This is a genomic window from Niabella soli DSM 19437 (assembly GCF_000243115.2).
Lineage (GTDB): Bacteria > Bacteroidota > Bacteroidia > Chitinophagales > Chitinophagaceae > Niabella > Niabella soli.
Genome location: NZ_CP007035.1, coordinates 1,112,429 through 1,126,841, shown reverse-complemented (window position 1 = coordinate 1,126,841; position 14,413 = coordinate 1,112,429). Strand labels below are relative to the sequence as shown.

The window sequence follows — 14,413 nt, the reverse complement described above, 5'->3', positions numbered from 1 at the left end:
TTTTGTTATTGAGGGGTGTTTACAAAAATATTTGAGGAGGTGTTTCCGGAAATAAGGCTCATTTTGCCCGAAACGCCTACCTCAACACCTTTGTCGCTCAATTGTGCATCGCCCATTCCGGGCTGACTTTTATCGCCGCCACTAGCTTCGGATATATGCTGATCAAACGTTTCAATACTATTTGATTTTACCGTTACTTTGGCTTCGCCGGTGGCGTATACATCTTCGATGCCCTGACTGGTAAACGTTACACCCACTCCGGCTTTTACCGAAGCGCCTATCTGCAGCGGCCCTTTGTTGGTTGAAATGGATTTGTCTATAACAGTAGCTTCTAAAGTGGCATTATCAAAGTGGTCTCTGCCATCATTTCCGGCCTTGAAATTGAAATTGCCACTCAGCCTTCCAGCGTCAAATTCTACCCGCATTTTACCACATTCTACTATCTGTTTGTACACCCCAAAATCAAGTACTGATTTATAGGTGCAATGCATATCATCAAAGTCGGCCAACTTGTATCGGGAATCTTTACTTTGGGGAGGAGCACACTTGCCGTATTTGTCGGTGGCAATATATCTTGTGTTGGATAGGGCCGCTAGCCATTCTTTCTTGGCTCCAATTTTAACAGCTTCAAATGCAGTTGCGTCTGTTGTAAACTGCCGCCAGTACAGCTCTTCGTTGATTTTTATATACAATTGATGCAGGTAATTTTTGTAAGCTTCTTCCAGGGGTTTATTGTAATTTTTATATACCCACTCACTGTATTTTTTCTGTACTTTACAATTATCAAAACCAACATTTTCACCTTTATGGGCATATTCAGTTTCGGTTTCCGCAATAATCTTGTTCTCTTTTTCGAGTTGTTTTCTTTCTGCTTCGTTTTTGTTGTCAAAATCATTCCTCAAATTATCAATTTGCTTTTTGGCTGTTTCCAACCGATAGGCAATGCCTCCGTCCTTCGACATTTCTTCAAGGTTTTTTTCTGCTGTTTTCCCGTAAATATTTTCTTTTTGTTTGGGGGCGGCAGTTAGTTTACTTAAATCGCCTTTGGCATTTTGATATTGTTGGTACGCCTGTTGGGCCTTTTGATTATTGGCTTGCAGGTAAGGTAGTTCCTGTTTGTTAAGCGCACTTATTTTATCATATACCTGTTTTTGAAAAGCGTCCCAATCTGCACCCAGCCTTAGTTCCTCTTCATAAGAAGTGGGGGCGTCAGGCCGCATGAAATTATGCAACCCCAGTGGGTCGGGGTCGGGGCGAAAAGGCGTGCGCATGTCGCTTCCCTTTACAGAATAGCCCAGCTTGCGCAGCTTGTTTATTTTATCTAAAGAGTAGCTGTAAGCCAGGGAGTTTTTCATTTTTTCAATTGCCGGTGCTTTATTGCCTTTACTTTCCTGTATCAGGCATTGCGTATAATTTGCCTGCGGATGGTAAGCAAATGCTTTTATCACTTTATCCAGTTTTTCGTTGGCCCTGTCCACGTCTCCCAAATAAAACCATGCCTGCCCCAGGTTGTTGAGAATAGTGGTGTTGTCTGGATATTGTTTGTTTAGATATTCCAATAGCGGAATTGCCTTTTGCGGTGCGCCGCTCATACTAAGCATCGCAGCAAAGTTGCTGAGCAGATCTGCATCGGAGGCATCTTCAGAACAAGCCCGGCTGCTAAGATACACTGCTACTTGCGGCTGGCCGGTAGCCCAGTAACCGATGGCAGCATTACCGATAGCCGCTGCATTGTATTTGTTTTTTTAAATGCTGTATATACTTGCCCGGCGAATATCCTGGCATCATTTGCAAGTGATTTTTCAATATAATCCCCCAGCGTTTTGATGTAAGCCGGAACGGTTGCCGGGCTAAGCGTTATTTTAGGAATAGCATCAATCATTGCACCGTTTCTTTTGGGCACGGCATCGCCGCCAACAGCCATTGCTACCTGGGCGTCTGTTATTCCGGCCGGCATGGCGGGAACTTTAGTGGAAAACCCCATTTGTTCCATCATCTTTTTTTGTTCGGGGGCAAGTTTATCAAGGGCGGCCTGCGCCTCCTTTTGTTTTTGCTGTATTTCTTTTACAGAGGTGGGATTTTTTTGCTGGGCAAAAATGTTGCAGGCAATAGTAAAGGCAATAATAATGGCGACGAACTTTTTCATTTGTATCGTTTGTATTTATTTATTTCCATGAGAAAGTGTTCCCTGATCGTTTTCCCGCTTTTTTTGCTTATTATTTTATTTGAAACCCAGGTGGATTGTCAATCAACGTACCCAATTGCTCCCGTTTTTTGTAGCGAAATTCGTATGGGTCATTGGGAGCATTGAATTTTCCCCCATCTCTTTCGGTAGGTTTTCCGGGTTTGAGAACAATACTATTGCCATAGGCCGGGTCTTGTATTATCTCAAATGAGTAAGTAACTTTTTCCACTTTATAATCCGATGACTTAACCAACTTGCCCCATTCTTTGCTGCTGTTTGTTTTGCTCCAAAACTCACCTTTGCCTTTGTCGGGTGTAATAGTAAGTTGATTACCGCTTACAGAATAAGTTCCGGTTTCATAAATGAATAAAATGTCTTTCGTTTTAGTCAGCCATTGTTTGTTGCGAAAAATATAGGTACCATCGGGATGAAATGTATATTCCTTTCTCAAATACCCTGCGGTATATTGTGGCCTGCCGTTAATGGTATATGCAGTTGTTTCTAAAACATAGTCGCACCACAAACCAGCGATAGAAGCATTTCCGTTATTTGCTGGTGTATTGGCGGCGGCTGTGGAACTAGGATTTTCAGTGGCAGCTATTTCCGAAACACCATCAGGATTCAGATCCAGCGAGCCTATCAATGCCTGGTAATCTTTCAGATACGGCTGTGCAGTAGCATTGCACAACACGGATATACAAACCCTGTTGTTGGAATAAACAGTAAGTACAGAAGCTACATTTGCCCCATTGTATTGCCATATCCCACTGCCGCTCATCACTGTCCAGCCGTCTTCTGTTTGCGGCATTGTTCTTTCAGGAGATGAAATGGCTTTGTTCGATGCCGCGAGTTCGTTCCATTCCTTATCAAAATCTGTTTGTATATCGCCTTCACAATTCCGGTGTTGGTAAATGGCTATCTGGGCCCAGCTACCGCCGTCGATCCGTGAATAAGAAATATTGCTACCGCTCTGTTTTTCGGTCCAATCTTTTGGCGGGGTGTAGGAAACAATATCGTAGGTTTGTTTTTGTGCAACGGCAGTCATGCTCAACAACAGGGTTAGCAGCGGCATATATGATCTCATTAGTTTAAATTTTGTTTTATAAAGGGTGTTACGGGTATTGGCTGATGTTGCGCGACGGCTTTATACTATTTTCGCAAAGAGCAATTGTGCTTTTTCACCGATCAGGGGAATGGGTTTTTCCTCGCCGTTTATTGCCGCGATCAGACCAATAACCCATAATACCAATAAGCCGATATTTAGCACCATAGAGAATAGTGTTATCAGCCAGCCGATATAAGGAATAAACAAAAGCATAGTTTGAACAACATAAACGCCCAGGGAAATAAGCATCAGCAGTAAGGTTTGCCGCAGGTGATAACTGGCAAACACTGATTTATTGTTGTGGTGCATCACATAGGCAATTATCCAGCCAATAGGTGTAAGATAACTGATGACAGCAATCGTTTTACTTTCATTATCATTGATCCCTTGTGGTCCTGTTTCCATTGAATTATGATTTTGATGAGGAGTTGGTTTTAATTCTGGTAAAGGAAGATCTTATTTTGTTCTTTAACAGCGTAAAGGTATATTCAGGTACCAGCGGGAACAATCATTAAAAAAGATGATTTTAAAAAATATCTTTTTATTATTTAGCGCGATAAAAGTATATTTAGGTACCAGCTGGCAGCATTCTTAAAAAAATGATTTCTCAAAATAGACATTAAAATGGGAAAAGTATTTTAACTTTAAGCGTAAGCCTTTTAAACAATTAAAAATTTATTAAAATGAAAAACAGATTGACAATTGAAAAATTACAACTGCAGGAGTTGACAAAGGAAGATCAAAAAAAATTGTAGGCGGCAATTATGTAGGGCCTGTCGATGATACCCTTACCAGTTCGATAACGGAAAGATTGGCTCCAGGAACATCCGGCAATTTAATCGCTGCATCATATACATTAAAAAATGTAGTTGGTAGCGGATTTGACAATTGATGGCAGAAGGCCTTACTGAAAGGATAGGAGGCTGTCTCGAATGGTGAGGCAGCCTCCTGTTTTTTTAAAAATCGTTAAAAAGGATGAGAAAAGCTGTTAAACCAAGGCTTAAATTGCAATAAATGAAAAAAAAGCTGCTAATACTATTCGCAAATTTACTGCTCTGGAGCACTGTTTCCGATGCACAAACAAAAGAGCTGGACAGCATTAAGGTTGAAATCGCTAAACATCCACAGCATGACACAACACGCTTGAATATATTGGTAGATTATGTCTTAAATGCAGTAAATGTGAATACGTCGCAGGCATTACCCTATATGAAGGAGGTTATCACACTTAGTCAAAAATTGGGTAACACCCGGGGAGTCCAGATAGGATACATTTACCTCCAGCTTTATTATGCAGACAGGGGCGATTACTCAACTTCTATGTTATATGCTGATACTGCATTTCAAATTTTACAAAAAGACACTAATCAGTTTGCAAAAATTAATGCCGCATACTTGCACAATAACCTCGGCGGTGATTATTTAAAAATGGGTGATCACGAAAGTGCTATTGATCATTATTTAAAAGCTGCAAATTTATTAGAACAGTATCACAAATTTGAACCATCTGCTACTGTGTATGATGGATTAGCTTCATTATATGATGAGTTGCTGCAACCGGGAAAAGCCTACGAATATGAAAATAAGGCTATCAACGATGCCGAAAAAAGCGGCAATAAGGCTCTTATTGCACGTTATCGCTTAAATTATTCGCTGCGATTGATTAAAGAGAAAAAATATGCGAAGGCCGAAAGTGTTTTGAACAAAGCAGCTCCTTTAGTTGCCAAAACAAATGACCTGACTGCAAAGGCGTCTTTTTACGAAGTACGCGGCAGCATAAATCTGAATAAAAAGCAATACCAGCAAGCAATTGAAGATTTTGGAGTTGCTTATAAAACTGGGCAGGATAATGATGATACTTATAAACAAATAGCGCTGATAGACCCACTTATAAAAGCTTTGATTGCTGCCGGAAAAATGGCCGAAGCAAAGAAAATGAATGATACTTTATTGCAAAAGTCTATCAGTTTTAAAATGCCATCGGGTCAGGTAAACGCCTATGACAATAGCGCCAGACTCAGCTTTCTTCAGAAAGATTACGAAAGCGCTTACCGGTTTCTTGATCAGAAAATGCGACTTTCGGATAGCATATCTTCCGATGAAATGAGAAAAAAAATAACGCTAATGGAGGTGCGTTATAAAGTAGGAAGTAAAGACCGTGAGATAAGGACTTTACAGGCAGAAAGAGAAATTCAACAGTTGCAGCTCCGGCAAAAAAATATTTTCACAAATGTTTTAGCCGGCGCCGCCGTTGCGTTATTGATCATTTCGTTGCTTGCTTACCGCAACTACAAACACCGCCAAAAGCTACAACAGGCTAAGATTGACGAGCTTGAAACCGAAAAACAATTGACCGCCACAGAGGCCGTTCTGAAGGGGGAGGAGCAGGAACGTACCCGTCTGGCTAAGGACCTGCACGACGGGTTGGGAGGCATGCTGAGTGGCATAAAATTTTCTTTAAGTACTATGAAAGGGAATTTAATTTTAACGCCTGATAATGCACAGGCTTTTGAACGCAGTATCGATATGCTCGACAGTTCTATAAAAGAAATGCGGCGGGTGGCCCATAATATGATGCCCGAAGTATTGGTAAGATATGGACTGAGCGCAGCCTTGAAGGAATTCTGCAATGAAATTGACCGCAGCGGCGTAATACATGCCAGTTACCAGTCGGTGGGAGCGGATGCTGTTGAAATGGAACAGACCACGGCCGTTACCATTTATCGTATTGTACAGGAACTGGTAAACAATGCCATCAAACATGCGGCTGCTAAAAATGTACTGGTGCAGCTACATTGGTCGGGATCCGAACAGTTGTTAAGTATTACGGTAGAAGACGATGGAGAGGGATTTGATACCGCCAGGCTGCGACAGTCATCTGGTATAGGGTGGAATAATATCCAGAACCGTGTTGAGTTTCTAAAAGGCAAGCTGGACCTGAGCTCGGCACCCGGCAAAGGAACCTCTGTTCTTATTGAGATCAGGATTCAGGAGTAGCATTTATAAATAAATAGTCCATTGATTAATGAAGATAAGCGTATTTATAGTTGATGATCATTATATGGTGATTGAAGGCATCCGCTCCTTATTACAAAATGAGAAGGATATCGATTGGCTGGGCCATGCTACTAATGCTGCTTCCTGTCTGAGCTTTTTAAAACAGCAACAGCCGGATATTATACTGATGGACATTAACCTGCCGGATATGAATGGCATCGATTTGTGCAAGGCTGTAAGGCAAAAATATCCTTCCGTATTTGTACTGGGACTGAGCACGTTCAATCAGCAGGCCATTATCCGGAACATTACTGAAAACGGAGCGTCGGGCTATGTGCTGAAAAATGCAACAAAAGAAGAACTGCTGGAGGCTCTTACGGTCGTTGCTTCCGGAAAAACATACCTCAGCACGGAAGCTGCCTTTTCGTTGAAGGAATCAGGCAATGCGTTACCAGTAATTACCCGACGAGAAAAAGAGGTACTGGAGTTGATCGCCGCCGGCCTCACGAATGCCGAGATTTCCGAACAACTTTTTATCAGCATTCCCACCGTGAACACCCATCGTAAAAGCCTGCTCGAAAAATTTGCCGCAAAAAACACGGCCATCCTGATCAGTAAAGCAACCAAACTCGGAATGATATAACTTGCGTTGGTATTTTTAAAAGATACATTGAAAACAAATGTTTGATAAGCGCCCGTAAGGTCTTATTTTTAGGAAAAATAGTATGGTATCAGATATTATTGGTTGGATCGGTTTTGGTTGTTGCACCATCGCTTACCTCTTGCTAAATTTTCGGTATATCCGTTTTGACGGCTGGCTTTTCCAGTTACTGAATTTCCTGGGAGGAGCGGGGCTGGCAATAAAGGCTTATGACCTTCGTGACCTACCGAATATCTTTGCTAATGCGCTATGGGGATTGATTGCCGTTATTGGAATTGTCAAATATTTTAAAAGCCGGCGGGATCAGGAAATTCCAAGTAAATCATAGGCAGCCGCTTTATGCCGGTCTACTATTTTTTCATATTCCTTTTTATCGGATACCAGGCTTACATAAAAGTAGGATCCGTCTACTAATACAAAAAGTTTGTCGGCTACTTCCTCAATATTTTTCATTGATAGTATTTTTTCATGTTTACAGGATGCAAGAAACACTGCCAGCCTGCTGCGGAGGGTGCTGCCGATAGTATGATACATCTGTTTTACTTTTTTATCCCTGAAGGTGAGCGCATAACAACTGTAGAATAATCCGTCGTCGAAAAGACTATTCCATTGCTTTGAAAACAAGTTGTCGATCACTTTTTTAAGATCAGTTAAAGTGGGGACATCTATATTCTCTACATTATAAATAAGCAGGTACTTGTCCAGGATATAAGCAATCAGCGCATAAACCAATTCCTGTTTATTTTTAAAGTAATGAACAATTAAGCTGGGGTTTATTTTCATTACCTCCGCTATTTTAGCGATAGATGTTTCTTCTAACCCTTCTTTCTTGGCTACCTTATAGAACGCTTTTATAATTTCCTTTTGTCTCGGTTCTTTTAAACTTTTTCTTCCCATAGTTTGGTTTTAAATATTTTAAAGTGTGGTAGTTCCGGAGAGTAAAATACTGAATCCAGCTAAATAATAATGAAGCGGGATGTGTTTTTTTTATGTTAATAAATGCAATGGGCGGGCGGCAGGTCCGCTAAAAAAATAGTCTGACCATGCCCTGAAGACGTCCGTCGTCTGTGCAACCGATTGCACAAGGTGGCAAAATGTAGCCAGTTTAAATTTATTTTTAATTGAATGAATGTTCAATCAAAATATTTAATAATTTGGTAAAATAAACATATCAAATACTTAATGTGCCAAATGAAACAAATGCTTCCATAGTAATGATTTTTGCACTTTGACTGAACGATAAAATAACAATGACGAAAATTGACGGTGAGCAGGTATAATGATCTGACTGTTCTTTTTTAAAAGCTTAAATAATCACAAATCCCTAAAATTTCAACAATGCAAAAACTGGCTTTCGCGCTTTTGTTTTGTCTGCTCTGTATTTATTCAGGTGCACAAAACGTAAAAATCAGCGGTGTTGTGCGGTCTGCTAAAGACAGCAGTCTGCTGCAAGGAGTTTCTGTTGCCGTAAAGGGTACCAGTAAAGGTACTATTACCGATGGCGCGGGAACTTATACTATTACCTGTCCAAAAAACGCCACTTTAGTATTTACTTCGATAGGGTATGCGCTACAGGAGGTTCCATTAAATGGAAGCAATGCAGCTACGATATACCTGCAACCGGGCGGCAGTAATGACCAACTGCAGGAAGTGGTGGTGAATGTAGGTTATGGTACCCGGAAGAAAATCGAGATCACCGGGGCGGTGGATCAGATCGCTGGTAAAAAGATAGCGGAACGCCCGGTGGCCAATATCCTGCAGGGATTGCAAGGGCTGAGCGCGGGCCTGAATATTTCTTATTCCAGCGGGCAGCCGGGCGCCACGCCCAATATTAATATCCGGGGCATGGGGTCTATCAACGGCGGGGGCGGAGCGCCTCTGATATTGATTGACGGTGTGGCGTCGCAGACGGACGACCTGCTGCGCATTAACCCTTCTGATGTGGAGTCGATCACCACGCTCAGAGATGGTGCATCGGCCGCAATCTATGGTGCGCGCGCAGCCTTTGGAGTGATCATGATCGTAACCAAGAAGGGAAAATCAGGTGGCCGCCATACAGTTTCTTATAATGATTATTTCGCCCTTTCTAAAAGAACGGTAATGCCCGATCCTGTAACAGACCCGTTTATTTACAGAAAGGTGATGAACATTGCTACCGAGAACACTCCCTGGAAATATTCTCCCTTTGCGCCCTGGGAACAGACCTGGGCCAAGCAGCGGTCGGACGATCCTTCATCGGCTCCGGATGTAAAACCGAATCCTGATGATCCTACGAAATGGGCCTATATGGGTAACTATAATTTTAACGACTATTTTTTCAGCAATACCAATTTCTCACAGTATCATACCCTCTCCTTTAGTGGATCTTCCTCGGGGAAAAATCCGATCAACTATTTGTTATCGGCTGATTATACTAAAGAAAATGGATTAATCAAACTGACCAAGAATGAATGGGACCGGTATGGCGTACGGTCTAACCTGGGCATCAGCCCCACCTCATGGTTGCGGGTGGAAGATAATATCAGCGTGTACCAGATGGTAAAAGATATGCCCTCCTATAATATAACCGATGTATATTATACGCAACCCGTGAATGTTCCTAAAAACCCTGATGGATCCTGGGGCAATAATACGGCCGGCATTCTAGCCGGTGAATTAACGGACGGGGGACGAAATAAAGAAACCCGCTTCGGTTTTGCTAACATTTTAAGAGGTATCGTAACGCTTTTAAATGGCGACCTGACCATTACCGGGACCGCCAGCAATAAAAGAGAGCTTTGGAATGGGTATTATTCCTATTTGCCGATACAGGTAGGCTACGGGCCTAACGATGTAAGAACGGTAAATGCACCGGGATCGGTTACGAATGTAAATGGTGTGGTGCGACAGGATATTTATGACCTGTTTGCCAACTACAATAAAACATTCGGGGCGCATAATATTAAACTTACCGCGGGTTATAACCAGGAGTATTATCAGTGGAATCCCTTGTCGGTAAACCGGAACCAACTGATCTCCACCAACCTGCCTTATATCGGTCTTACATTGGGCTCCGATCCCAGCATCACGCAATCAGGTTTTGGATATGATTATTATGATTATGCGATCCGGAGCTATTTTGGCCGGGCCGATTATACATTCAATGACCGCTATATTGCAACCTTCACTGCTCGCGAAGATGGGTCTTCAAGATTTCCTCCTAATGACCGCTGGGCCTTTACACCCGGTGTTTCCGGCGCCTGGGTGGTGAACAAAGAAAATTTCTGGAAAGGGCTTTCCTCCGCTGTTTCCACTTTCAAGCTCAGAGCCTCTTATGCGAAACAAGGGAATCAGTCGGTTGACTATTATGGCTATATCTCCGGGCTGGGAAAAGGCACTTCAGGGTATCTGATCGGTGGGGCCGGTCAACAGCCGATCACTACTGTTCCGAACCTGAATGTTGACCCGAATAACTATACCTGGGAAAGCGTAGCTTCAACGAATTTGGGTACGGACCTGGGATTTTTGAATAATCACCTGAACTTTACGTTCGATTATTATATACGCAACACCACGGGAATGTTGGCGCCCTCGAGAGTGCTTCCGGGTGTGCTGGGTACTACGGCTCCGCAGCAGAATGCGGCAGATATGTCTACCAAAGGCTGGGAGCTTACTGCGGCCTATAATACTACGTTCAATGTAGCAAACAAGCCCTTCTCCTTTAATGTAAAAGCGCAGTTATGGGATGATAAAAGTAAAATTACCCGGTACGATAACCCGCTGGGATTGTTTGCGGCTAAGTACCGGCAGGGTCAAACAGTCGGTGAGATCTGGGGATTGCAGAGCGATGGATTCTTTAAGAGCAAAGATGAGATTGCCAAGTTGGATGAAAGCGCCATTGTTCCCTGGGGGTCGCTTGATATTGTGCCGGGCTGGCCAAAATATGTGGATCTGAACGGTGACCAGAAAATTACACGGGGCACCAGCGATAAAAGCCCGGCTGACCTGAAGATCATCGGTAATTCAAGTCCGCGGTATCGTTATTCCTTTAATATCGATATGGGATGGAATAATATCGATATGTCCCTATTCTTACAAGGCATAGCAAAAATGGATTACTACCCGCATCACTACCTGTTCTGGGGGCCGTATCAGCAGCCTTATGCAAATATTTATCCCTGGAACCTGGATTTTTACCGCGCAACAGCTGCAACTGATGCGGAAAAAGCTACCTACTCTCAGTCTTATATTAATGCAGGGCTGGCTAATGCCAACCCCAATGCTTATTACCCGGTATTGCAGTCATGGCTGGCAGATAATAATTATGGTGCGGGGCTCGATATTCCACAAACAAAATACCTGCTGAGCGCCGCCTATTTAAGGATTAAAAATCTTACAGTAGGGTATAGTTTACCGCATAGCCTGATCAACCGGTTTGGAATCCAGCGCTTCAGGGTGTTCTTTACGGGGGAAAATTTGTTTGAGTTTTCCCAGATCAAAAAATTCGTGGATCCCGAATCGATCATCGACGGTTATGGCTGGGCTTATCCTTATCAAAGAAAATATTCTGTTGGGGTAAACCTTGATTTTTAATTACGCTTTTATAAAACTATACAGATGAAAAAATATTTTACAATCATCGTTGTGGTAGTGCTGGTAAGCTCCTGCAAAAAGGGCTTCCTTGACCGCTACCCGCAAACTATTATTGCTCCGCAGCTCTATTTTAATACAGAGAGCGACCTGTCATTATATATCAATGGACTTTTAGATCAACCAGGATCTTCGATATATATGAACGGGAACGAACAGTCAACAGACGACTATGCCACCACCGGCAATGTGACCATAAAAAACCTGATGAGCGGCAATATAAGCGCTCAGAACGCACCGCCTAACTGGAGCTGGGGCCGGTTAAGGACTATTAATTATTTTTTGGATAACTATGCCAGGGCGAATGTATCCGATGCCGTTAAGAACCACTATGCCGGTTTGGCAAGATATTACCGGGCGAAATTTTACCTGGATAAAGTAAAAAATTATTCAGACGTTCCCTGGTATAGCCATGCGGTTAGCCCATCGGATTCCGCCATGTTATACAAAGCCAGCGACCCACGCACCGTGGTGGTGGACAGCATCTTTAAAGACCTGGATTTTGCGGCCGCCAATGTAATGGAAAAAGTTCCCGCCGGAACACCAGGATTGTGGGCGGTAAAAGCAATGTACGCACGTATGGCTTTGTTTGAAGGCGCGTATAGAAAATACCATCCGGAACTGAACCTGCAAGCCACCGCCGCCCGGTTCCTGCAACTGGCACAGCAGCAAGCCAGCGACATTATAGCCTCGGGGAAATTTTCGCTGACAGCAAAGTATTCCGATCTGTTCAACAGCGACGACCTGAGCTCAAATAAGGAGGTGATCCTGAACACGGCCTATGATGCATCAAAAAAAATTTCAAGTTCAGGGAATTTTGGAATACTGGATTATGAACAATCCCCCTCACGCGACCTGGTGCAAACCTATCTGATGAAGGATGGCACCAGATTTACTGATAACCCTAACTACAAGCAGTTGCAGTTTGTAGATGAATTTAAAAACCGGGATCCCCGGTTGTACGCTACCTATATGTATCCCGGTTTAGTGGTAATTCCCGCCACAACACCTTATGTACAGAAGTTGAGTAATAATTTTACCGGGTATCATCAATTGAAAGGGTTTGATAATAACAGCACAGACGGAACCGTTATTAGCAGTGTGGATGTGGCGGCCATCCGGTATGCTGAAGTATTGTTGACCTACGCGGAAGCCAGTGCGGAATTAGGAACTGCTACCCAGGCTGATATTGATAAAACTATTGGGCTGCTAAGAACCCGTGCGGGTATGCCTGCATTGAGCATGGTGGTAGCCAATGCAAATCCGGACCCCGTTTTAATGGCTAAATTTCCGGATGTTACGGGGCCGAACCAGGGACTGATCCTGGAAATAAGAAGAGAGAAAAGAGTGGAATTTGCCCTGGAGGGGCAGCGCTATAATGATCTGCTGCGCTGGCATGCAGGAACCACCGGTTTTGCGCCCTATGCGCAGGGGCTTTATTTCCCCGGTCTGGGTCAATTTGATCTTACAGGGGATGGCGTTCCGGACATTATCTTAATTGGCGCCTCGGCCTCCATTCCCGATGATAACAACAAAATAAAGAACTCATTAGGGAAGCCCCTGATCTATTACAAAGTGGGATCTTTCGGAGATCAGAACGTAACACTATATCTTCAAAACGGGGAGAATGGTGGTGCCACTGTTACAGGAACCGGCACCCGCACTTTTATGGAGCCCAAATATTATTATTTACCCATTCCTGTTTTAGAAACCACGCAGAATCCTAAATTGAAACAGCCTTTTGGATGGCAATAATAAAAAATAATTAAAAACAACGGGGCCGGCCAAAAGAAACTTTTGGTCAGCCCTATTATTTTTGCTGCAATGAACAGAAAGAACTTCCTTGCAAGCCTGCCGGTACTGGCGGCAGCGCCTGCATCAATTGGTTTAAACAACACAACGGTTTCCCGCAAGGAAAAGCCGGTACTTACTTTGGCGCATATTACCGATGTGCACATCCGCAGCGGGGACAATGCACCGCAGCGCTTTAAAGACTGCCTGGATAAGATCAAAAAACTAAAAGTTGATTTTTTCCTGAACACCGGAGACTCCATTCACGACGCTTCTTATAATAATGTAAAAAGAGAAAGCGTAACGGAGCAGTGGCAGATATGGGATGATTGTTTGCAACGGATCAAAGGATATGATATCTATAGCTGCATCGGCAACCATGATTCCTGGTGGGCGGCGCCCGATAAGAAAGATGCTATGTATGGAAAAGATTATGTAGTAAAACGATTAAACATTCCACACCGTTATTACAGTTTTACCCGCGGCGGCTGGCATTTTATTGTGCTGGACGGCAATAATACACATGACATTTCTCTGGATGAAGAACAGTTTCAATGGCTGGCTGCAGATCTGGAGCAAACGCCGGCTAACACGCCTACATTGATACTATCCCATTTTCCCACATTTGGGGCCACGCCCATTTTGGTAGGGGGCAATCATACCGATCATAAAAAATTAAAAGATCTTTTTTATAAACATAAAGACAAGGTACGGGCCTCTTTAAGCGGGCATAATCATTTATATGATAAAACCTTTTACAATGGTGTATGGTATTGTTGCAATGGCGCCATGAGCGGATTCTGGTGGGGTAAGGGCGATAAAGATTCGGCAGGGTCGGGATATTATTTTGAAACACCTCCGGGATTCGCTATTTTAAAACTATATAAAGAAGGCGGCTTTGAAAGTGAATATTACCCGCATGGGCTTTGAGTAAAACGTGAAATGTTATTCCGATGGCTATCGGGAGTGAAACCTGAGCGGCTCCCATTTGTCGTTTTACTTTTCACGATACCTGCGCCGTGGCGCGTGTCCGCACGCGCCATCC

11 protein-coding genes are annotated in these 14,413 nt (G+C 43.2%); 6 read left to right on the top strand and 5 right to left on the bottom strand.

The annotated features are described in order from the left end of the window. Positions 1-5: 5 nt before the first annotated feature. The 4 genes from NIASO_RS04660 to NIASO_RS04645 all read right to left on the bottom strand — a co-directional run bounded on the left by NIASO_RS04660 (position 6) and on the right by NIASO_RS04645 (position 3,695). Complete coding sequence (locus tag NIASO_RS04660) at positions 6-1,559, bottom strand: tetratricopeptide repeat protein (RefSeq protein WP_157547196.1); 1,554 nt, start codon at positions 1,557-1,559, stop codon at positions 6-8. A gap of 113 nt (positions 1,560-1,672) precedes the next feature. After that, positions 1,673-2,146, bottom strand: coding sequence for a hypothetical protein (locus tag NIASO_RS04655; protein WP_008583077.1), 474 nt, complete (start codon positions 2,144-2,146; stop codon positions 1,673-1,675). A gap of 70 nt (positions 2,147-2,216) precedes the next feature. Then, positions 2,217-3,269 carry a hypothetical protein gene (locus tag NIASO_RS04650; protein ID WP_008583079.1) on the bottom strand — a complete coding sequence of 351 codons (1,053 nt, stop codon included), beginning with the start codon at positions 3,267-3,269 and terminating at the stop codon, positions 2,217-2,219. Between the two features lie 60 nt (positions 3,270-3,329). After that, positions 3,330-3,695, bottom strand: coding sequence for a DUF4870 domain-containing protein (locus NIASO_RS04645; protein ID WP_008583080.1), 366 nt, complete (start codon positions 3,693-3,695; stop codon positions 3,330-3,332). 609 nt (positions 3,696-4,304) lie between these two features. Here NIASO_RS04645 and NIASO_RS19590 point away from each other — a divergent pair. From NIASO_RS19590 to NIASO_RS20670, 3 genes are all read left to right on the top strand, one after another. Beyond that, a complete protein-coding gene (locus tag NIASO_RS19590; protein ID WP_008583082.1) occupies positions 4,305-6,287 on the top strand; it encodes a tetratricopeptide repeat-containing sensor histidine kinase in 1,983 nt (660 codons plus the stop codon). Between the two features lie 28 nt (positions 6,288-6,315). Next, entirely contained in the window at positions 6,316-6,930 is a 615-nt protein-coding gene (locus tag NIASO_RS04635; RefSeq protein ID WP_008583084.1) for a response regulator, read from the top strand. 82 nt (positions 6,931-7,012) lie between these two features. Then, positions 7,013-7,276, top strand: coding sequence for a CBU_0592 family membrane protein (locus NIASO_RS20670; protein ID WP_008583086.1), 264 nt, complete (start codon positions 7,013-7,015; stop codon positions 7,274-7,276). Here NIASO_RS20670 and NIASO_RS04625 read toward each other — a convergent pair. Beyond that, on the bottom strand, positions 7,252-7,845 hold the full coding sequence (locus NIASO_RS04625; protein WP_008583088.1) for a TetR family transcriptional regulator: 594 nt from the start codon (positions 7,843-7,845) through the stop codon (positions 7,252-7,254). The two genes, NIASO_RS20670 and NIASO_RS04625, sit on opposite strands and share 25 nt — an antisense overlap. A 441-nt stretch (positions 7,846-8,286) precedes the next feature. Here NIASO_RS04625 and NIASO_RS04620 point away from each other — a divergent pair, with 441 nt between their 5' ends. The 3 genes from NIASO_RS04620 (at position 8,287) to NIASO_RS04610 (ending at position 14,298) form a co-directional block, all read left to right on the top strand. Continuing rightward, on the top strand, positions 8,287-11,520 hold the full coding sequence (locus NIASO_RS04620; RefSeq protein WP_008583090.1) for a SusC/RagA family TonB-linked outer membrane protein: 3,234 nt from the start codon (positions 8,287-8,289) through the stop codon (positions 11,518-11,520). Positions 11,521-11,544: 24 nt separating this feature from the next. After that, the gene (locus NIASO_RS04615; protein ID WP_008583091.1) at positions 11,545-13,332 is read left to right on the top strand and encodes a RagB/SusD family nutrient uptake outer membrane protein; all 1,788 of its coding nucleotides are present in this window, start codon (positions 11,545-11,547) and stop codon (positions 13,330-13,332) included. Positions 13,333-13,401: 69 nt separating this feature from the next. Continuing rightward, positions 13,402-14,298 (top strand): metallophosphoesterase family protein, encoded by an 897-nt coding sequence (locus NIASO_RS04610; protein WP_025298714.1) that lies wholly within the window; start codon positions 13,402-13,404, stop codon positions 14,296-14,298. Positions 14,299-14,413: the final 115 nt, after the last annotated feature.